Annotated in this window: 19 protein-coding genes; 4 read left to right on the forward strand and 15 right to left on the reverse strand. The window is 59.2% G+C overall.

Going from position 1 to position 19310, the window contains the following annotated elements:
• Positions 1–884: 884 nt before the first annotated feature.
• From AC1MH0_RS00395 to AC1MH0_RS00405, 3 genes are all read right to left on the reverse strand, one after another.
• Positions 885–1514 carry a LysE family translocator gene (locus AC1MH0_RS00395; RefSeq protein ID WP_480964185.1) on the reverse strand — a complete coding sequence of 210 codons (630 nt, stop codon included), beginning with the start codon at positions 1512–1514 and terminating at the stop codon, positions 885–887.
• 28 nt (positions 1515–1542) lie between these two features.
• The gene (locus AC1MH0_RS00400; RefSeq protein ID WP_480964186.1) at positions 1543–2982 is read right to left on the reverse strand and encodes an MFS transporter; all 1440 of its coding nucleotides are present in this window, start codon (positions 2980–2982) and stop codon (positions 1543–1545) included.
• Positions 2983–3094: 112 nt separating this feature from the next.
• Complete coding sequence (locus AC1MH0_RS00405) at positions 3095–3841, reverse strand: SDR family NAD(P)-dependent oxidoreductase (protein ID WP_480964187.1); 747 nt, start codon at positions 3839–3841, stop codon at positions 3095–3097.
• A 181-nt stretch (positions 3842–4022) separates the two neighbouring features.
• Here AC1MH0_RS00405 and AC1MH0_RS00410 point away from each other — a divergent pair, with 181 nt between their 5' ends.
• A complete protein-coding gene (locus AC1MH0_RS00410; protein ID WP_480964188.1) occupies positions 4023–4910 on the forward strand; it encodes an AraC family transcriptional regulator in 888 nt (295 codons plus the stop codon).
• 59 nt (positions 4911–4969) lie between these two features.
• On the opposite strand, the gene AC1MH0_RS00415 is transcribed toward AC1MH0_RS00410, so the two are convergent.
• Complete coding sequence (locus AC1MH0_RS00415; RefSeq protein WP_480964189.1) at positions 4970–5959, reverse strand: saccharopine dehydrogenase family protein; 990 nt, start codon at positions 5957–5959, stop codon at positions 4970–4972.
• 174 nt (positions 5960–6133) lie between these two features.
• Between AC1MH0_RS00415 and AC1MH0_RS00420 the strand changes: the two genes are divergently transcribed.
• Positions 6134–7024 carry an AraC family transcriptional regulator gene (locus tag AC1MH0_RS00420; RefSeq protein ID WP_480964190.1) on the forward strand — a complete coding sequence of 297 codons (891 nt, stop codon included), beginning with the start codon at positions 6134–6136 and terminating at the stop codon, positions 7022–7024.
• 406 nt (positions 7025–7430) lie between these two features.
• Complete coding sequence (locus AC1MH0_RS00425) at positions 7431–8654, forward strand: GAF domain-containing sensor histidine kinase (RefSeq protein WP_480964191.1); 1224 nt, start codon at positions 7431–7433, stop codon at positions 8652–8654.
• A gap of 90 nt (positions 8655–8744) precedes the next feature.
• Here AC1MH0_RS00425 and AC1MH0_RS00430 read toward each other — a convergent pair whose 3' ends face one another.
• The 5 genes from AC1MH0_RS00430 to AC1MH0_RS00450 all read right to left on the reverse strand — a co-directional run bounded on the left by AC1MH0_RS00430 (position 8745) and on the right by AC1MH0_RS00450 (position 13826).
• Positions 8745–11519 (reverse strand): GAF domain-containing protein, encoded by a 2775-nt coding sequence (locus AC1MH0_RS00430; RefSeq protein ID WP_480964192.1) that lies wholly within the window; start codon positions 11517–11519, stop codon positions 8745–8747.
• A gap of 1 nt (position 11520) precedes the next feature.
• Entirely contained in the window at positions 11521–11718 is a 198-nt protein-coding gene (locus AC1MH0_RS00435) for a type II toxin-antitoxin system ParD family antitoxin (protein WP_480964193.1), read from the reverse strand.
• A 181-nt stretch (positions 11719–11899) separates the two neighbouring features.
• Positions 11900–12301: a BLUF domain-containing protein gene (locus tag AC1MH0_RS00440; RefSeq protein ID WP_480964194.1), complete on the reverse strand. Its 402-nt coding sequence runs from the start codon at positions 12299–12301 to the stop codon at positions 11900–11902.
• A 278-nt stretch (positions 12302–12579) separates the two neighbouring features.
• A complete protein-coding gene (locus AC1MH0_RS00445) occupies positions 12580–13308 on the reverse strand; it encodes an ATP-binding protein (protein WP_480964195.1) in 729 nt (242 codons plus the stop codon).
• 230 nt (positions 13309–13538) lie between these two features.
• Positions 13539–13826 carry a hypothetical protein gene (locus tag AC1MH0_RS00450; protein ID WP_480964196.1) on the reverse strand — a complete coding sequence of 96 codons (288 nt, stop codon included), beginning with the start codon at positions 13824–13826 and terminating at the stop codon, positions 13539–13541.
• Positions 13827–14000: 174 nt separating this feature from the next.
• Between AC1MH0_RS00450 and AC1MH0_RS00455 the strand changes: the two genes are divergently transcribed.
• On the forward strand, positions 14001–14720 hold the full coding sequence (locus tag AC1MH0_RS00455) for a Crp/Fnr family transcriptional regulator (RefSeq protein WP_480964197.1): 720 nt from the start codon (positions 14001–14003) through the stop codon (positions 14718–14720).
• Between the two features lie 6 nt (positions 14721–14726).
• On the opposite strand, the gene AC1MH0_RS00460 is transcribed toward AC1MH0_RS00455, so the two are convergent.
• The 6 genes from AC1MH0_RS00460 to AC1MH0_RS00485 form a co-directional block, all read right to left on the reverse strand.
• A complete protein-coding gene (locus tag AC1MH0_RS00460) occupies positions 14727–14918 on the reverse strand; it encodes a hypothetical protein (protein ID WP_480964198.1) in 192 nt (63 codons plus the stop codon).
• 94 nt (positions 14919–15012) lie between these two features.
• Positions 15013–15747 carry a Crp/Fnr family transcriptional regulator gene (locus tag AC1MH0_RS00465; protein WP_480964199.1) on the reverse strand — a complete coding sequence of 245 codons (735 nt, stop codon included), beginning with the start codon at positions 15745–15747 and terminating at the stop codon, positions 15013–15015.
• Between the two features lie 714 nt (positions 15748–16461).
• On the reverse strand, positions 16462–16905 hold the full coding sequence (locus AC1MH0_RS00470) for a hypothetical protein (RefSeq protein ID WP_480964200.1): 444 nt from the start codon (positions 16903–16905) through the stop codon (positions 16462–16464).
• Positions 16906–17011: 106 nt separating this feature from the next.
• Complete coding sequence (locus AC1MH0_RS00475; RefSeq protein WP_132833749.1) at positions 17012–17215, reverse strand: DUF5818 domain-containing protein; 204 nt, start codon at positions 17213–17215, stop codon at positions 17012–17014.
• Positions 17216–17317: 102 nt separating this feature from the next.
• Positions 17318–17713 (reverse strand): hypothetical protein, encoded by a 396-nt coding sequence (locus AC1MH0_RS00480; protein ID WP_480964201.1) that lies wholly within the window; start codon positions 17711–17713, stop codon positions 17318–17320.
• A gap of 338 nt (positions 17714–18051) precedes the next feature.
• Complete coding sequence (locus AC1MH0_RS00485) at positions 18052–19269, reverse strand: hypothetical protein (RefSeq protein ID WP_480964202.1); 1218 nt, start codon at positions 19267–19269, stop codon at positions 18052–18054.
• Positions 19270–19310 lie beyond the last annotated feature (41 nt).

Genomic DNA, 19310 nt, shown 5'->3' on the forward strand with positions numbered 1-19310 from the left:
TCGGTAATCACGCCGAACCTCACAAGAAAGCCCAGCGCCGCGCCTATCATCAGTAGGGCAACGTACACAGTAATGGCTCGCGTCCGGCTTCGACGGTCCGTCTGGTAGCTCAATTCGATCGCCTTTTAGCTGACCCTGCTGCCAACGTGAACGATACGGTAAACGTACGCAATTGAGCGTTCTGGTACGATCCTGCATTCTCCCGAGGGATGCTGTTTCGTAAACTTTCAAAACGTTCGTCGTTGGAGCAGAAATAGGCAGGTTTGGAACAGGAACGCTAGCTGTCAGCGAAGGCTGGGAACCGTAGACCGTCTTTAGCACCAAGTGGAGACGACATATGACCATCGCAATCATTACCGGCGGTAGCCGCGGCCTCGGGCGCAGCGCCGCCGCGTCGGTGAGCCTGACGATGTCGGTCGCGTAGTCGCCAACCTTTTGTCGGGCGACACCGGCTGGATCAATGCGCAGACGATCGAAGTTGCTGGTGGCTATGTCATCTAACCACGCCGCTGACGACTTCGATCAAAGGATGATGCACCAATGCCCCAAGCGGTAGAGATCACTACGTTTCGGCTGTCGGACGGCCTGACGATCAACGACTTCATTGCTGCGAACCAGGATATCGACCCTTGGCTCCAAAACCAGCCCGGGTTCATCTCGCGGCATATCTGTGAACGCGATGATGGCTTTGTCGTGGATATGCTCATCTGGGATTCCGCCGAGGAGGGGCATCGTGCCGCAGCCGGCGTAACGACTGAGATGGCAGCATCGCCGGTCCACGCATCCATCGACCAATCGAGCGTGACGTGGACGATCTCGGTAGCACGCCATATCGTGGAGCGTGGTCAGAGGCCTGACGTACGTGCTGCCGTGAAGACGTCGCGTCACCGGGACGACAAAGCGAGCTTCGCGCCAAACCCGATGAACACTCCACCCGTCAGCCTATCCAAAATGCGAACGACTGACGGGCGACGCATCTGGCGATTAAGAGGGGCGGTTGCCGCGATCAGGACGGCGAACCACGCTGTGCCGAGCGTGACGTGGATGCACGCGAGCGCGAAGGAGAAGAGCGCGACATTCGACCCCGCCGGTACGAACTGGGGCAGAAAGGTAACGTAGAACACGCCGATTTTCGGATTGAGCAAGTTCGTAAGAAAGCCGCGGCGCATCGCCTCGCTACGGCTGACGGGAATTGTCCGGGCGGCCATCTCGTCCTTTATCCCGTCTCTTGGGCGGAAAAGCAGGTTTACCCCGAGCCAAAGCAGGTAGGCCGCGCCTGCCCATTTCAGAACCGTATACGCGAGCGTCGATGCCGTCAGGACGATGCCCAGACCCAGCGCGACGGCTGCGCCCCAGGCAAGGCAGCCGAGACCGATACCGATCGCCGTTGCGATCGCTTGACGCGGTCCACCCGCTACCGCGCTCCGCAGGACCATCGCTGTATCGAGACCTGGGGTAATCGTCAGCAGCGTGGCGGCCAGGCCGAACGCCAGCAGGGATGGAAGAACGCTCATTCGAACCTGGCTCCGGAAGGCATGATGGTCACGACCGTATAACAGGGGTTGGCCCCGATGGCGTGGCGAGACCCTCGACCGATGAACCCACCGCTCGCCAAGCGACGATCGCTGCCAGAACAGCAAGGATGGCACCGCCCATGAATGCTTCGGGCAGGCCTACAGCAAAGGCGCCGGGCACGCTCGAGAACGCGTAGATCGCCGTCATCACCGCAATCCCCAGCGCCCCACCGATCTGCTGGTCCATCTGCAGTAGCCCAGACGCCGTACCGGCGTGTTCTTCCGGGACGCCTTCCATGATCGCAACAGTACCCGGCGCGAAGATGAGTGCGATACCCACCGCATGGATCAACAGCGGCACGAGGACAGCCGGGAAATAGCTGCTGCCGTTGTCCAGCAACGCAAATCCAACAAGGCTGACGGCGACGATTGCGCTGCCGGCGATCATGAGCGCACGAGCCCCAAACCTGACGATCAGACGGGGCGCGAAATGGCTGATCGCATAGACCGTAATCGTGAGGGGCATGTATCCGAGACCTGCGCCCAGCGGGGTCCAGCCTAACACGCGCTGAAGATACTGCACCATCATGAAGAGCACCGCGAAGTGGACGCCGACGATCAAGGCCATCACCGCCAGCCCGCCGAGCCGAGCGCGATTACGCAACAAGCTCAAGTCCAGGAGCGGCGCCGCGTGGCGTTCCTCGATCCGGAAGAAGGCTACGAGCAGGACTGTCGCCGCAAGGAAGGAGCCCAGCGTGCCGGCTGCGACCCATCCACGATCCGCAGCGCTAATGAACCCGTAGACCAGCGCTACCGAACCAATTGTCGCAGTGAGCGCCCCGGACACGTCGAGACGGGCGGGCTTCGGATGGGTTTCTGCCACGAGGCGGCCGATCGCGATCACCACAAATATGCCGACCGGCACGTTGATGAACAGCGCCCAGCGCCATGAGAGAAAGTCGGTGAGGATACCGCCGAGGATTAGGCCGGCAGACGCGCCGATCGACGAGACGGCGGTGAACAGCGACAATCCCCGCGCTCGCTCCGCGTCGTCGCGCGCCATCACCATGACCAGAGCCAGGACGCTTGGCGCGGCAAGCGCTGCGCCAATACCTTGCACGACACGGGCTGCGATCAGGATCGACGGGAGTTGTGCAAGACCGCCAACCAGGGAAGCCACGACGAAGATCGTGAGCCCCACCCTGAATGCGCGGACCTGACCGATGATATCGCCGAGCCTACCGCCAAGCAGTAACAGGCCGCCAAATGCCAAACCGAACGCATTTGGCACCCAGGTCAGGGCAGCGGGGGTAAAGCCTAGATCCAGCTGGATTCGCGGCAGGGCGACGACGACGATCAGAAAGTCCATGGCGAGCATGAGCTGCGCCGCGAGTACAATCCAGAGTGCGAACGCGCGCCGACGCGACGCGGGAGGGAGGCCTCCGCGAGTTGAGCTTGGCATGTGCATCTTTCCGGGTGCCTGACTGCAGGCGGGCGCTCACTATGAGCGCGGACGATGCCGTCGACCTTAATCGGCCGACGGCATCCAGATCGAGGTGCTATGCCCTCAATCTATGGTGTTACAGGCCGCGAGCCCCGCCTGTGACGCGGATGGATTCGCCGCTGACCCAATGCGAGTCATCCGATGCCAGGAAGACCGCCGTTGGCGCGATGTCCTCAGGCTCGCCAACGCGACCAAGCGGTGTTTCAGCCAGGAGCCTCACGCCGATATCCCCGCCGAAGTTGCCGTCGGTGGCAGGCGTATTGGTATAGCCCGGCATGATTGCATTCACCCGGATTTTGCGGGGACCAAGCTCGCGAGCCAGACCATAGGTCATGTTGTCGACCGCGGCCTTTGTAGCCGAATACACGCTGGCACCGGCAGAGGGATGCGTGCTCAGGATCGAACTGATGTTGACGATGCTGCCGCCCGCGTCGCCGAAGTGCTTCACCGCTTCGCGCGTTGCGAGGAAGTAGCCCAGCACGTTGACGTTGAACTGCTTGTGGAACGCGTCCTCGGTCAGGTCGACGACCATCTCGAAGACCGCAACGCCGGCGTTGTTGACGAGTACGTCGACCTTGCCGTGATCGGCGATGACCTGGTCGAACAGGCGCGTGACGTCAGCCGACTTCGACATGTCCGCCTGCACGGCAAACGCGGTACCGCCAGCCGTTTCGATCGACGCGACGACAGCGTCGGCACCGCTCTTGCTCGAATTGTAATTCACAATGACGACCGCGCCCTCGGCACCGAATGCCTTGGCGATGCCTGCACCGATGCCACTCGACGCACCTGTGACGATAGCGACTTTGTTGCTGAGTTTCATGGGACTATCTTTCTCGATCGAGGGATCTGATGCGAGAGGCACAAAGCCCCTCGTTCGCCTGTCCGATATGGCGGGGCAGGGGGCAGAGCCCATGCCGCTTATTCTCTCATTCCTGCCTAATCTTCTCAAAGCAGCTTGTTTGCAGTCACCACCGGGCCATGTGTGATGCATGGAAAATGTTATGGACGAGCTGCGCGGCATCGTAATGCGTGCCGGAAGCCGGTGGACGGACACGGGCATCCCCCGCGTATCGATGGTCAGATCGGAAGGCTGTGCTGACCAGGTCTATGAGCCAATGCTGCACCTCGTCCTTCAAGGCTCGAAGAGCTTGTCGATCGGCGACCAGAATCTGCGCTTCGATGAGGCGACCTACTTCGTCGTGCCGGTGCATGTGCCCGCAACCGGCGAAGTTCAGTCGGAAGGAACGGATCACCCCTACCTTGCCGTCAGTCTGAAGCTCGATCCGACGATCATCGCCAATCTGATGGCGGAGATGCATGGTGCTGGGACGACGCCGAACCCAACCGGCTTTACCGTTTCGACAGCCACGCCAGAGTTGATCGATGCCTGGCTACGTATGATGCGCCTCATCGACCGTCCGAACGAGGCACCTATCCTCGCAGCCATGATCGAGCGTGAAATTCTCTTTCGAGTGCTGATAGGTCCTCAGGGCGACAAGCTGCGGGAGGTCGCATGTGCGGATAGCCGGCTCGCGCAGGTCCGACCTGCGATCGACTGGATCCGCGATAATTTTGCGGAAACGATCCATTCGGAACCGTTGGCCGGTATGACCGGCATGAGCGTCGCTGCGTTCTATCGCCACTTCAAGGCAGTGACGTCGATGGCCCCGATCCAGTATCAGAAGCGGCTTCGCCTATTGAAGGCACGACGGCTCTTGCTGTTCGAAACGCACGACGTTGCTAAGATCGCTTACGGCGTTGGCTATGAAAGCGCGTCGCAGTTCAGCCGCGAATATGCGCGCATGTTCGGTATGCCACCAGGACGGGACGCGGCCCGCTTCCGCGTGGCGGCGACGGTTGATAATGTCGAGTTGGCTGCGGCAGAATAGATATGGATCGGCACCGGGCGAAGGCATGACCCTCACCCAGCACCGATCGCTGATATCGCTTAAAGGTCGACGATGGTCGTGTCGGCGATCGTCTCGGCAAAGCCGTCACCGAACAGACCAGCCGGCGTTTGGAAGCCTAGGCGCACCTCGCCACTCAGCACGCGGCGAGCCGCTTCGGCCGCGGCGATGGTCGTGAACGTATAGCCGTTGACCGTCTCGAGGATCGAACGGACTACCGTTCCGTCCTCGCCGGTGACTTCGACTGCTGCATGGTAGCGGTTGGCGTCGCGCTCATCGACCGTCGGGCCGTCGGGCATGGCGGCAAGGTCGCCTTCCGGAAACGCACCGTCGGTCAGGTACACGAACGTCTCGATGTTCGGGATGTCCGTGGCGCGCCAGATCGTGATCAGATCTGGCAAGGTCACCGGGAACGAGGACGCAGGACCATTGCCGAAATCAAAATCGCGAACATCCTGTGGGCTGCGGCTGATCAGCTTTCCATCGACCCGATGCAGCAGACCGGTGTTAACGTTTTCACTGGCTGAGATGGCCGAACCGCGGGAAAAGCCGCCTGCCACGTGCATGGCGATGCTGACGCTATGGGGCTTGCTGACACGCTTTGCGGCATGGCCAGCAAGCGACCCGAGCATCGCAACGCTGCCACCGCTGCCTGGGAGAAGCATCACGCCTGCAGCGGTTGCCGCCTGATCCAGCGTTTCGGCCAATTGGTAGCTGTCCAGCTCGGCAGCGATATCGAGATAATGAACGCCTGCCTCAATGCAGGCCTTCATCAGCGGCTCGGCCGTGAGCATGAATGGCCCAGCGCAATTCAGCAGGACGTCGATGTCCGAAAGCGCAGCCTTTGACGCTAGCAGATCGTCCACTGCAAAGAGGCGGTATTCCACACCCAGCTCGCCAGCCAATGCGACGAATTTTGCCTTGTCCTGCTCTCGACCAGCGAGAACGAGTTCGACGCCTGCCTTCTGGGCGTTCGTGGCGGCCATCTTTCCGGTGTATCCGGCTGCGCCGTAGATCATCAGTTTTGCCACGTCGGTAACTCCATTTTGGTGAAGGCATTCGCCGCAACGCCACGTTATCCGGCCGCTGCCGCCTGCACCTCAGATGGGCACGCCCGCCATCTTGTGCCTATCCGATCCTCTTCGAAACCTGCCTGATCCTGCTTGGTGGTAGGTCAACGCGGCTTGATCGGGTACCAGCCTCCTATGAACGCCAACCTAGAAGAGCTCCGCCGGCTTGCTGCACGGGCGCAAAACCGGGCTACGCCAACCGGCATACCGCGTGTTGCCATGGTCCAGGGCGAGATCCCCCAGCATAAGCTGGCGGCCGTCTACAGTCCGATGATCAACGTCATACTGACAGGCTCAAAGACGATGACAGTCGGAGCGCGCACCTTCCAATATGATCCGGCAACATATTTCGTGATGTCCGTCGACCTTCCTGCGGTCGGATCCGTACATCCAAGCAACGCTGGTGATCCCTATCTTGCAGTCAGCCTGACGCTCGAACCGTCGATCGTTGCCAACCTACTGGCCGATATGCCTAAACCTGCCGGGGGCGAACTCTACAGCTCCGGCTTTTCGGTGGCTCCCGTCACTGATGAACTCCTTGATGTCTGGTTCCGTATGCTGCGGCTGATGGACCGGCCTGACGACATACCCGCACTTGCGCCGGCCTATGAACGCGAGTTGCTCTACCGCGTCCTGCAAGGCCCGCATGGCTGGATGCTGCGTGATATCGCCGCACCGGGTACAGCCTTGTCGCGGATCGGCGTGACGATCCGCTGGATACGCGACAACTTCACAGTCCCCCTCAGGGTAGAGGCACTGGCATCCATGGCGGCGCTCAGCATCTCGGCATTCCATCGGCACTTCAAAGCCGTAACTGCGCTCAGTCCGCTCCAGTATCAGAAACGGATCAGGTTGTTGCATGCCCGATCCCTGCTGATTGCCGGCGAAGGGAATACGACGTCGGTCGCATTCGGCGTGGGCTATGAAAGCCCAACCCAATTCAGTCGGGAATATTCGCGTTTCTTCGGCCTTCCACCATCAAAGGATAGCCGCCAAATCGTTCGGGCTTTGCAGACCTCTGGGTAAAGGTATGTCTATTTGGTGCAGCAGGGCGTATGGGTCGGCCTTCGCTGTCGCTCACGATCCGCTCCTTTGTGGGATATTGATAATGTACGATGGGGGCGGGGAGGGCCCGATCCGTTGTCCTATCTCACATCAACTCCTACGCGCTCGCGTAAGATGGAAAGTCTATCGATAATATTCTGAGTTTCGAACGTCGCGTATTCCTCTCCTTTTGCGACAACTGACACGCTCTCGTCGTGATCGCTCTCCATCTCAAACGCGTGTTGATCAGGATGCCAAAAGACATGAAGGCGTTTGCAACATCGAAAAATGGAGACCTGCCTGCAGGCCAATAAGGCGCTGCAAGGATCCTACGCAGATCACAAGAAAAACGTTCCGCTCGTTACATATATGGAATAAACTTAGTTTTATGACGATTGGACGATCATTTGAAAGTGAGGCCCGTCAGATAGGTGACGTTGACCTCGTCAATCGCGTCGACATCATACCGACGATCCTTGATACGGTTTGTCAGGCTACCGGCATGGGCTTCGCCGCAGTCGCGCGAGTGACCGAGGAGCGCTGGATCGCGTGCAGCGTGCGTGACACCATCAATTTCGGCCTCGAACCCGGCGGTGAGCTCACGCTCGAGTCGACTATCTGCCATGAAATTCGGCAGTCAGGTGACCCCGTTATCATTTCAGACGTCCCGTGCGATCCAGTCTTTGGCACGCATAGCACGCCTGCGCTCTACGGGTTCCGTAGCTACATATCCTATCCGATATGCCTGCCGGACGGTGCCTTCTTTGGCACTCTGTGTGCGATCGATCCGTCTCCCCGCGACCTTGGCAGGCCCGAGATCCAGGGCATGTTCGCGATGTTCGCCAAACTAATCGGTTTCGCGCTGGACCAGGCAAGGCGGCTGGACGAGAGTGAAGCCAACGTTGCCGCGCAGCACGAGGCAGCCGAACTCCGCGAGCAGTTCATTGCGGTAATGGGGCATGATCTCCGTAATCCGTTGGCGGCAATTCAGGCCGGGATCACCCTGCTGGAAAAACACCCCTCGCCAGAACGCGCGGCTTTGGTACTGCGCCAGATGCGTAGCAGCGGCGATCGCATGACGGCGCTGATCGCCGATGTCCTCGATTTGGCGAGGGGACGGCTTGGCGAAGGACTGGCTCTAAGGCGCGAGCCCATGTTCATCGGACCTGTGATCGACCAAGTCGTAGCCGAACTCGCGAGCACGCATCCAGAGCATATGATCTCGGTGGAATGCTCGGCCGCCCGCGCTATCGACTGCGATCCCGATCGTCTCGCGCAATTGCTGTCAAACTTGATTGGCAATGCGCTTACGCATGGGGCGTCCGCCGAACCCGTACGGGTTTTGTGTTCTGCACACGACGATACCTTCATACTGTCAGTCGCAAACGGCGGACATGCCATACCGTCCGCCGCCATGGAGCGCCTCTTCCAGCCGTTTGTCAGAGGACGAGCGGCCGCTGACCGCGACGGACTGGGTCTGGGGCTCTACATCGCCTCGCAGATCGCTGCGGCACATGACGGCAACCTGACGGTAGTCTCGACGCCTGAGGAAACGCGCTTCAGCTTCAAGATGCCTCTGAATGCTGAGGCAGTGGCGACATGCGTTGAGTAACTACCGCCTGAGCAGCATTCGTTCGAGGTGAACATCCCAGCATAACTGAGAAGCTGAACCACCAAAGGTGGGCCAGCCCGCCGGCTGAAGCTATTCGCCCATCTGCTCCTTGCGGCGATGCCATACCGCCGCCTTCAACAGCGCCTTGGAAAGCTGCTCGATGGAATAGGGCTTGTGCAACAGGTCGAACCCGTAGGTGCCGTTCTTCGCGAGCACATGGCTGTAACCGCTCGTCAGGATGACCGGCAGATCGTGATAGAGTTCGCGGATTTTTAGGCCGAGGTCGACCCCGTTGATGCCTGGCATGATCACGTCGGAAAACACGATGTCGAAGCGGTCGGGCTGTCTCTCCAATAACGCCAGAGCCTCGCCGCCACTGGCCGTCCAGGTGGTATTGTAGCCGAGCTCGGCGAGCGCCTGCATGGCGAACTTGCCGACATCCTCATTATCTTCGACAACCAGAACCCAAAGGCCGTGGCCCTGCTCCAACTGTGCCGCTGGCGCGGCCTCTTCAATGATAGCCGGAGCCGCTGATTGCGGCAGATACAGGGTAAAGGTCGTGCCCGATCCAACCGTGCTCTCGACCTGGACTTCGCCGCCCGATTGGCGTGAAAAGCCGAACACTTGGCTGAGCCCCAGCCCGGTGCCCTTGCCGACCGTCTTCGTCGTGAAGAAGGGCTCGAAAATCTGGGCTAGATGCCCCGCCTCAATGCCGCTGCCTGTATCGGTGATTGAAACAGCGATATAGGCACCTTCGATCGCAGGCTGTTCTCGGATCGCTGGCAGGCCCGAGACGGCTCGAACTGCAATGGTCAGTGCGCCCTCACCATCCATCGCATCGCGGGCGTTGATCGCGATGTTGACGATGGCAGTGTCGAACTGATTGGGATCGGCATTCACGTAGCACGGATAGTCGGGCAGCTCCTGGTCGAACTTGATCCGGGACCCGTTGAGCGTCGTCACCATTCCACCAATCGACCGCACCGCATCGCGCGCATCGAACACGTCCGGTTGGAGGGACTGGCGGCGTGCGAAGGCGAGCAACTGAGCGGTCAGCTTTGTTGCTCGTTCGGCCGTCTCTGCGATGGCGTCGACATATTTGGTGCGACGATGCTCGGGCACGTCAGGACGGCGGATGAGGTCGATCGAGCCGCGGATGACGGTCAGCAGATTGTTGAAGTCGTGGGCCACGCCACCCGTGAGCTGACCGATCGCTTCCATCTTCTGGGCCTGCCGCAAGGCCTCCTCGACCGACTGCCGTTCGACCAGAGCCTGCGCAATGCGCTGCTCCAGCGTTTCGTTCAGCTCTTGCAGCCGTGCCTCAGCCGCACGCCGTTCCGCCAGATCGCGGGTCGCCACGGTAAAGAGCCGACTGTTGTCGATCCCAATCGCGGCCTGCGCGGCAATCGCGACGATGGACGCTTCATGTTGGGCGTCGAACTGATCGGTTTCAGGATGGCCGAAGAACAATCCGCCAATCACCTCACCGGAACGGGACGTGACAGGGGCGGCAAGGTAGCTCCGGACCGACAGGTGCCCTTCCGGCATGCCTTTGTGCGGCGCATTATGTCCGTAGCGCTTGTCGGCCAGGATGTCCGCCGATCGGACCACACCCTCACCACCGAAGGTCGGAGCGAATATGGCTGTGTTGCGCGGCATCGGGAATTTGTCGAACTCGGATCGATCGACACCCGACAGGGTGTAAAGCATGTAGCTCTCACCTTGCGTGTTCTCCACGTTGTAGAAGAACGCGCCGAACTGCGCGCCGGTCAGGGCTACGCCTGCATCCGTCACGGTCTGTACCAGCCGGTCGAGATCGAGCTCGCCCGCCATCGCCGCGGCAGCACCGTTCAGGGTCGTTAGTGCGCGCCTGTCTTCGCGCATTGCGGTCTCGGCCCGCGTCCGCTCGACCGCCGACCACGTCCGTTCTGCCACTTCGACCGCCAGCGCGACTTCGTGATCGGTCCACCGGCGTGGGACCGGGCTGAGGATATATTGGAGCGCGACGAAGCGGCCATCCTTGACCAACGGTACGTTGATATAAGCCCGCGTGCCGATCTGCGCGAACGCCTTGCTAGTCTGCGGTCCTGTCGCCGGATGGTTGGCTGTGTCATCGATCCGGATGATCCGGCCTGCCTTTAGGTCAGCTCTGGTGGCAGCGCCATAATCTTCAAGAACGTGAAGCCCCGCGGCACTGGGAAATCCGGGAGCAACCCAATCCTGCTCGATCAGCGTACGCTCACCGCGATCATCCAAGGCGTCGCCATAGCCAACGGCACCCGCCTGTAATTCCTCGCCGAGCATTGCGTTAGCGGCCGCCTTGATTTCGGAAGGATCGCTCAAGGGCCTAAGCACGGTATCGAGCCGGTCACGAAAGGCCTGTCGGCGCCCGTTCAACACCTGAGCCGTCGTCTCGTTCGTCACGCACAGCATGCCGACGATCACGCCGACCTCATCGATCAGCGGGGAATAGGAGAACGTCCACCAGGTTTCTTCCAGCACTCCGTAACGCATCATTGTCAGAGGCAGGTCGACGAAGCGGCTGGGCTCGCCGGCAAGAGCCTTTTCGGCGATGGGGGCGACATCGTCCCAAAGCTCGGACCAGAGTTCGGACACGGGACGTCCGATCGCATTATCGATCTTCGCTCCAAGGATGCCGCCATAGGCGTCATTGAAGAACGAGAAGAGGTCAGGCCCCCAGCCAATGAACATGGCCTCAGGCGATCGGAGCGCCGTTCCCAGTGCAACCTTCAGCGCTGTCGGCCATGACGATGGATTGCCCAGCGGATGGAGATGCCAGGGATGGTTGGCGATACGCGTAGCGGCATCGCCGCTTAACGACTGAAAAACGACTTGATCGGCCATCTCAGCACACGCCATTCGAAGGCGAGCCGTCGCGGGCCGCCCGGTAACGGAGATAGTCGGTTTCGCGCTCTTCCAAGAGCCGCAGTGCCGCTCGGACAACCTCGCTCGCGTTACCGTAGCGGCCGGAGTCCAACGCGCTGCCGATAAAGTCTTGCAGCTCAGGAGTGACGGTAACGTTCAAGGATTTGCGAGCGATCATGTCGCCAAGCTAGCTGGTAAAATTAGATTTGGTAGCTCTATTCAATGGGCTGTCGCCCTTTTGCCAACGCATCATTCCACACAGAACCATCCGGGCTTGGACGCTCCTGCCGCTACCGCCCTCGAATGGGATCGGATTGGCGCGTTGGTGGAAGACTTACCGCACAACCCAGGAGCGATAATTATCTATAATCATCGCTGGCCATGGCGATCTCGTACAGCTTCTTTGCCGGCGCGCTTCGTTCACTACGGGCAAAGCCGATCAGATACGCGGTGGCCTCTACGCCTTCGGGAGTTTCGTGGGGAAGCGTCATCGACCAGTCCCCAAATATCGGCTGCCTGATCGCCCGGTCGCATATGATCTCGATATCCGCATGCCGCGCATCGGTCTCAATGCGGCGCATCGTTTCGGCAATCGCCGCTCGTTCGCCTTCTAGAACCTGCGCAAAGCTGTTTGTGTCGAACCACAGCACCCCTGTGATGCCAGCGGCAGTGTTGCAGACGGCCGAGGTCGCGACGATCGCCTCAAGTTCGTTGCGATCGTCGCCGATTAACGACCGGCTTATGTAGATTATTCGGTGCATCCCGCGTCAACCGGCGATATTATACTCATGTTCCATTTCCAGGGCATCCTAAAGCGAACGACGACCAGGACCACGGGGGATGAGGATCGGAACCTTCAAATCCGGAAAACGATGTCGCGTTGCACTTTCACTTCCAAGCCCGTTTAAAAGGTTCGGCTTGCATGGATTATATATGGGACGGTCAACGTTAGCGCGATAGATGTGATCAATTGTCCGATCCGATGCGCGACCTCGATGCGGTAGCGGGATCAAGACGTTTTAGCTCAAACATCCCTGCTTTAGGATAGGGCGGCAGGTGCCAAAACGACGACACGAAAGCCATGCCCCTTGGTGCCCGCGCTTCGTGTCACCATTGCGCCAAGAACCATTCGGAGCTGATCCAGCAATCCCCCACCATGCCCGGCAGCATAGGTTTCGACCCGTCCTACGCCATCATCCTCTACGATCAACTCGACCTTGCCATTACGGGCGGCAAGGTTGACCGAGATCGTACCACCCGCCTCCGTCGGATACCCATATTTCAATGCATTGATGACCAGCTCGCTGCCCATCAGCACGAGGGCACGTCGCACGTCCGGGATAAGCAGCACAGGCTCCGCCTTGACGACAACGGCAACCTGCCTCGACCGACCGAATATTTCGGCAAGCCGGGTCGCGATTTCAATCAACAACGCGGCACAGGGTACGTGTGACTGGGCATCGTCATCGACGCCCAATGCGTCATAGGCACGTGACAAACGCCTTGCCTGAGTCGTCACTTCCAGAGGTAACCAGCGCCGCGATGGGTGGTCTGCTACATTCGCCAACGAGATGGTCATTTGCGACATATTCTTCGCCCGGTGAATCGCATCCGCTCGCCACAACCGGGCATGCTCACTCCTTACCAACGGCGCTGCATGCCGCGCAGGTGAACGTGTCGGCGCAAATAGCTCCAGCAGGCTGGTTTCCACCGCTACAGGGCGCAACTTTTGTAAAGTATCCGGCTGCGTAACCGTCTCAGCGCACATGTTCCCCCCAATCTACCCTTGTGGCCCCTCTGTCGGGATCCGTCAGAGTCAGCCGCGTGCAGAAGGATTTTTAGGGGGAACAGCGGTCTAATTATTCGTCTATGTTAAGATCATTCACAATCATCCGAGGACCGAACTGGTGTCGCTCCGAGGCCTATTTCCTTAGAATATGCAGGAATTATTTTGCGTATTTACTGTAGTTTTGTGCGTATACAGAGTACGCGACTCGATCACGTCAGCGCAACGTCATTGGCAAGACTTTGACGGATCGCCGACAGCAAGGTAACTGATCTATCGATCGTGACTTTGCCTTCGCCCCGGTCTGCGGCAATCTCCACTTTGGCATCAATTGCAACCGTAATAACGTCAATTGCATCCTCAACTTGGATTACCGACCGCGCTATAAGCCCGTGGATTAGGCTCTCAACAAGGAGGATCGCCGCTTGGCCATGAGCGTCGGGGCCGTCCAGCCTCGGCACGGGTTGCGGCAGGTCGCTGTCGTTCATGAGATCAGTCATCATGGCGCTCCGAGGTAGGCGAGAGCGCTAGATGCCCACAGTCGCCAGGGCCTGGTTCGAGCCGACGATGCCTATGAAGGTAGCAGAAATCGCCCGATGAAACTCGATCGATATCAACATTCGTATATAACATTCGACAATATCAAAATGTGGCCTGACGTGAGAGAAGGGCCAATGGCAAATCGCTTCGTCGACAAATTATGCGGACTTGCCGAGCTTGACGGTGAAGATGTCAGATCCCTTACCGCAGCAAGTGCAAGAGGCCACCAGTACCCGGCGAGGCACGATTTGATCCGTGAGGGCGATCGACCTGGTCCGGTATTTATCATGCTCGAAGGATGGGCCTGTCGATATAAGGTGCTGCCAAGTGGCACGCGTCAGGTGCTTGCGTTTCTCATGCCCGGCGACGCGTGCGATTTGCATATAGGTTTGCTGGCGGAGATGGATCACAGCATCCAAACGATCACGCCGGCGCGCGTGGCGACGATCGAAAGGGTGGACATGGACGTGCTTATGGAGCGCCGTCCCGCCATCGCTCGCGCAATGTATATCTCGCAGTTGATAGACGAGGGCACGATGCGCGCGTGGATAACGAGCATGGGGCGCCGGACTAGCACCGAGCGGGTGGCCCATTTAATGTGCGAGCTTTACCTGCGGGCACTTTACATTGGTCTTACCGGAGATACGTCTTTATCGCTGCCTATATCACAAATCCTGCTGGCAGATGCGCTGGGTATGACCGCCGTGCACATCAACCGCGTGCTAAAGGAGTTGCGCCTTCAGGGGGCAATGGCCCTGCGACGCGGCAGCCTAGACGTTATTGATCCCGATATGATCGTCAGGATCGCCGGGTTTGATGACGGATATTTGCACCGGAGATTGCGGGCGGCATAGCTAGGCTTAGTTCGCACGCTGGTCAGGGAGCAGGGCCGGGTCACGGCTTCCGATAACGTCCATGCGCTTTTGCGTGAGTTGCGTTTCGATCAAGTGGAGCGGATGTGCAATCGCTGCCACGAGAAACGTATCGCCTTCGTCGATCATGAGGTTGAGAGCTGCATTTAACGCGTTCAGACATTCAGCGTATCGGCGCATCGGTCACCTCCTTCGTTCCTCATGACCGATGATGATTGAAATTGACCATGCGTTGTTAACATGAATCAATTATTTCAACTTTGACCGTGGTTAACTACGCTGCTTCTGGCTGATGCAGATAGGCTGATCGGAAATCGCCTATTCGGCGAAGAGCTTCCCAATTCCCGATCGTTAAAACGTGACGGTTGATAGCAATAATCCCTTCCTTGCGCAGGAGTTGCATCGTTCGGTTTACGTGGACCGCAGTCAGCCCTGTAGCATCGGCAACCTGTTCTTGTGTTAGCGGCCAAACGAGCGCTAACCCGTCCGTTACCTTCGCCGCTTTTTGAAGCAGGGCGATTTCACAGATAAAGTGGCTTATGCGTTGGCGGGCACTTCGCCGCCCCAAATTGACCATCCATTCTCGTGCGATGGATGATTCAACCAACGTTTGTCGCCAGAGCGCGCGACCCACATTCGGAAAATGCGCAGCAATATCGATTATATCTTTGTGTAAAATATAGGCAACGACGGAACGTGTGAGTGTTTGGACGCTATGATCGGCAATTGAGATTATGCTATTTTGAAAATCAACCAAATCGCCCCGCATATGAAAAGCCAATATTTGACGACTGCCATCGCCCGCAGTTCTGCTCCGATAAGAAAATCCGCTTAGAAGCACGCAGCATTTCTTAGTCCTATCGCCCTCTCTGACAAGATATGCGCCGGCATCGAGATCTACGATCCGATGCGGCATCGCTAATATTGCGGCACGCTCCACCTCGCTCAGGAATGCATGACCGTCGAGTTTGTGTACCATGGGGAATAGCGATTGATCGTCAGGTGACATTTTGCGCTCCGTTATCTGCGGCGGGAGCGGTCAGCTCTCTGTCACGGAAGCCCAATACGATCCGAGATTGCCCAAGCTAACACAGATTAAACCGGTCGTATGCCACGTAATTGAGCTGCGATAGACGAGCGGTCCGCCCTTGATATCCAAGACGCCCCCTCGATTTCACCCTCGTGGAGCATCTGAACCGCTCTCCAAACGGGCACTAGATTTTCGACGGTCGGCGCTGCCTATCGCGTCGGCTTTGCCAATCAGCAACCGACAGCAAGGTTGGGGCCGCAATCACGCCGATTGTCATCGATGGCAAACGCGTTCCCGAAATCTGTTCCCGGTTGTCGTTTCCCGAAGTTGCCACTCGGAGAGGGGCGAACGGGAAAGCTTGGGTGGCGTCAAACACACGATTGTCCTCAGGCGGCAGGTCAGGCGACCGCGGCTGCCCCAATCTATGCGTGGCACATACGACAAACCCTGTCGCTTTGTGCGATTGTGCGGAAACCAAAATCCGGAGGTTTTCCGTCACCAACAAAAAGGCCGGGAAGTCACGCTCAGCGTCAATCTGGGTATACCCTGAGTGAGCATGTGGTTTGAACACAAATCCTGTTCAAACAGGGCCGGTAACAGCGAAATTGAACACCTAATTTAGGAGGTCTAGACCCTGCTTGCACACATAGGCGTCTGGCTTACCGGCGTGGATCGCGAAGCCGGCCTATGCCTTCAGAGGGCGATCGTGGGATTTGTAGTCGATGGCATAAGCGTCGGCACGCATTGCATGTTTGACGCTCGGTTCGCGGCTGCCATGAGATCAACGTCATCTAGATCGCGGCAATCGATCCACCATTTGGCGTCAGTGACCCGAAGGCATGCGTTACAGTCGGCGTCGCTGTTTGAGTTGGTTAGCGCTGCGAGCCGCTTGTTCCTGACCGTCGACGCCCAGCTGATCTGCCGATCAGTCCCAGTCAGCGGCGGAAGAACAAGGTGTGAGACAGCGGCGCTGCTTAACGCTGCCGCAGCGACCTCCTCAGCCCGCTTTTCCGCAACGAAGCAGTCGCGACAGGTAGTCGTCTTCAGCCACTTGGCCTTACGTTCCTGCTGGCTTTCAAAGCCGGTGAGATGATGAGCCTGCTCGTGACCGCAGGCATGAATGATCCGCTGTTCCATGGCATGGATAAATGCCCGTTCGTGGTTTGTGCGCAACGCCAATGAGTCAGGTTGAATCAGAATCGCGGCCAGTGACTGACGACTGAACGGGACAAATGTCAGCCAACTAAGCTGGCGCAACGCCGTCAGCGTTCACCAGATCCGGGCCAACCAATGTGCCGATGAGCCGGACGCGCTTCTCTACCAGATCTACGGGGGTTCGATGCAATTCCAGCTCATAGCGGCCACCGACATCGCGGCGAAGATAGAAGGCTCCGCCATCGCGGACCAAGGTGCCTATCTCATTGATCCGGGTGCCAATCGCTACCATCGCTATGCCGTCGCTCCATTATGCAAAATTGCGGGAGATCCTTGGGGCAGCCGATGCTCCTTGAAAGTCCCCTGATCCTGCTAATTCGCTCCCGACCGGTCTCTAAAGACTGATACTCCGCCGCGCCATTTCTACGAATGCCATATCCCCAATTGGTGAGCGGGGCTCGGCTTTGAAAATATCGGCCAAATCGAGCAGATCCTCGTTGGAAAGGTCCGCGATCGAGGCTTTGATCTCGGCAAGCCGCCGCACCGCGTGATCGCCGCGATCGGCGACCCGCTTCATTCTTGTCTTGAGCATGCCGCCTTTTATCATAAACGTCGCAGGGGCGGCAGGGGCATTTACGGCCGGTTGGCTAAGGTCATTCGGCCGAAAATGCCCGCTATCTGCAGGCGGAAGAAGCTTCTCTAATGGAGAACCGCACCGCGTTCTGGCGGCAGATCCCAAAGCGGCAGGAATGCACAGCTTCAAAGAGTGAACGGCGCCATCACGGTGCATGCGGACCGTCCACATTTACGGTAAAATGGTGGAAAGCGGCCCGGCCGCTTTCGGGTGACGATCATCGTAAGAGGACGTTCGTTCATTTGATGGGGCAGGGTGGCCAATCGGCCGCTTCCTGGTGGAATCCGGAATGGCTGCTTTCAGGTGTCCAGGTGTCAGCAGCGGCCGTTTGCTCAGGTTCTCTTAAGCGGCAGCTAACAGCACGGCGTGGCCAAGCGCATGCTCCATCTGCTTAGTGATTGGTCGTTCTCTCCCGTGCAGATTGGGACCTTCGTCCATATCACGCGGCACAGCGGCGCGAACCGAATTGACTACGACGTCGTCAGGCATGTTTACTACACTATCGGCAAGGCCTGGTCCTCGTCGCTTGGTGGCGGACTCGTCCAACCAGCCGGACGTCCCTCCGTTCGTCGCAGAAAGTCATAGGAGCGTGTGGACGAGTAGAGCACCCGTTGGCCAGGCGACTTGATGACGCGCTGCCCGTCAGTGACGCGAACTTGGGCGATGCCGGGGAACATGTCCTCGTCGACGGGTCGAGGCGCGGCGGGGTTGTGGAATAGGCAGAGCTCGTCCGCCCATCCCTCGGCATAATCCGGGCTCTCCACGTCGAGGCGGAAGGGGATACCCTCGAAGCCGCCCTGCGGAGCGTTCCACACCCCCTCCCTGACCAAGCTGACCCACGGATCGCCAAGCCCTGCCCGAATCCCCATGCGGCTGAACTTCACGATGGTGCCCGCATTCGAGAACAGCACGGCGGACACGTGCTCCGTGTCGGGCTGGGCGAAGAAGTTGCTCGCCATCGTCTTGCTGCCGACATGCGTCGCGAGCGGGACTTCCACCCCGAATGGGCGGCCATCGGGCTGTACACCGGTCTCGATGCCGAAGCCGTATAGGTAGAAGGGCAGCGCGGTATGCGACCATCGCATGGAGGCCGGCGCGTGGAAGTCCGCGATCGCGAAGATCAATGGGTGGTCGGCGACGTGCGGCTTCTCCCAGTAGCGCTTGCTGAGCTTTGAGAATAGCGGTGAGCCGAACTTGATTGGCATTTCGTTGCGGAGGAAGTCGTGGGCGTCCCCCGGCGGGCCGCCCGGCATGCCTGGAGCCATCGCGGCATTGAAGGTGTTGCGGCCGTTAGCCGTGAGGCGCTTGACGCCCTGGATCGGCGAGAACAGGTCGACGCCACCGGGCATGGTAACGAACTCGCACGCGTGCACGTCATCCAGCAGCTGCGCCCCTAGATCGTGGGTAATCGCAAGATCGACCGCGCGCAGCGAGGGAAGCATCCCCGAGCGCATGTAGGATCGGTGCCGGCCCTCTCGGTCGCGCGCGAACGCGAGGCAGACGAACTCCTTGGATTCTAGGACGTGGAAGCCGCCGATCATCTGGGCCTCATCCGGGATTGTCCACGCGGACGCGGTCACGAGCGCCTGTCGCACCGACGCGGGCCTTCCCCATAGCGTGAGTGCCTCAAAGCGTTGGATGGTCGTCCGGACCAGACGGCCGTGTGCAAGGCCGCGCATCGGCGCGAGCTCCCTGTCGCGATCGTCGGTCATGGGCTACTAGCCTGTCGTGGGCACATGCGGAGCCCGGGCAA

The organism is Sphingomonas sp. AP28, from assembly GCF_056680455.1.

What these genes read in the sequence shown, in the direction of transcription:
- AC1MH0_RS00445 (WP_480964195.1), bottom strand. Translation starts at nt 13,308, where the DNA reads ATGTGCGCTGAGACGGTTACGCAGCCGGATACTTTACAAAAGTTGCGC.
- AC1MH0_RS00480 (WP_480964201.1), bottom strand. Translation starts at nt 17,713, where the DNA reads ATGCACCGTGATGGCGCCGTTCACTCTTTGAAGCTGTGCATTCCTGCC.
- AC1MH0_RS00395 (WP_480964185.1), bottom strand. Translation starts at nt 1,514, where the DNA reads ATGAGCGTTCTTCCATCCCTGCTGGCGTTCGGCCTGGCCGCCACGCTG.
- AC1MH0_RS00430 (WP_480964192.1), bottom strand. Translation starts at nt 11,519, where the DNA reads ATGGCCGATCAAGTCGTTTTTCAGTCGTTAAGCGGCGATGCCGCTACG.
- AC1MH0_RS00450 (WP_480964196.1), bottom strand. Translation starts at nt 13,826, where the DNA reads ATGACTGATCTCATGAACGACAGCGACCTGCCGCAACCCGTGCCGAGG.
- AC1MH0_RS00410 (WP_480964188.1), top strand. Translation starts at nt 4,023, where the DNA reads ATGGACGAGCTGCGCGGCATCGTAATGCGTGCCGGAAGCCGGTGGACG.
- AC1MH0_RS00475 (WP_132833749.1), bottom strand. Translation starts at nt 17,215, where the DNA reads ATGGTAGCGATTGGCACCCGGATCAATGAGATAGGCACCTTGGTCCGC.
- AC1MH0_RS00435 (WP_480964193.1), bottom strand. Translation starts at nt 11,718, where the DNA reads ATGATCGCTCGCAAATCCTTGAACGTTACCGTCACTCCTGAGCTGCAA.
- AC1MH0_RS00400 (WP_480964186.1), bottom strand. Translation starts at nt 2,982, where the DNA reads ATGCACATGCCAAGCTCAACTCGCGGAGGCCTCCCTCCCGCGTCGCGT.
- AC1MH0_RS00465 (WP_480964199.1), bottom strand. Translation starts at nt 15,747, where the DNA reads ATGTCACCTGACGATCAATCGCTATTCCCCATGGTACACAAACTCGAC.
- AC1MH0_RS00420 (WP_480964190.1), top strand. Translation starts at nt 6,134, where the DNA reads ATGAACGCCAACCTAGAAGAGCTCCGCCGGCTTGCTGCACGGGCGCAA.
- AC1MH0_RS00405 (WP_480964187.1), bottom strand. Translation starts at nt 3,841, where the DNA reads ATGAAACTCAGCAACAAAGTCGCTATCGTCACAGGTGCGTCGAGTGGC.
- AC1MH0_RS00455 (WP_480964197.1), top strand. Translation starts at nt 14,001, where the DNA reads ATGGCAAATCGCTTCGTCGACAAATTATGCGGACTTGCCGAGCTTGAC.
- AC1MH0_RS00425 (WP_480964191.1), top strand. Translation starts at nt 7,431, where the DNA reads ATGACGATTGGACGATCATTTGAAAGTGAGGCCCGTCAGATAGGTGAC.
- AC1MH0_RS00440 (WP_480964194.1), bottom strand. Translation starts at nt 12,301, where the DNA reads ATGCACCGAATAATCTACATAAGCCGGTCGTTAATCGGCGACGATCGC.
- AC1MH0_RS00460 (WP_480964198.1), bottom strand. Translation starts at nt 14,918, where the DNA reads ATGCGCCGATACGCTGAATGTCTGAACGCGTTAAATGCAGCTCTCAAC.
- AC1MH0_RS00485 (WP_480964202.1), bottom strand. Translation starts at nt 19,269, where the DNA reads ATGACCGACGATCGCGACAGGGAGCTCGCGCCGATGCGCGGCCTTGCA.
- AC1MH0_RS00470 (WP_480964200.1), bottom strand. Translation starts at nt 16,905, where the DNA reads ATGGAACAGCGGATCATTCATGCCTGCGGTCACGAGCAGGCTCATCAT.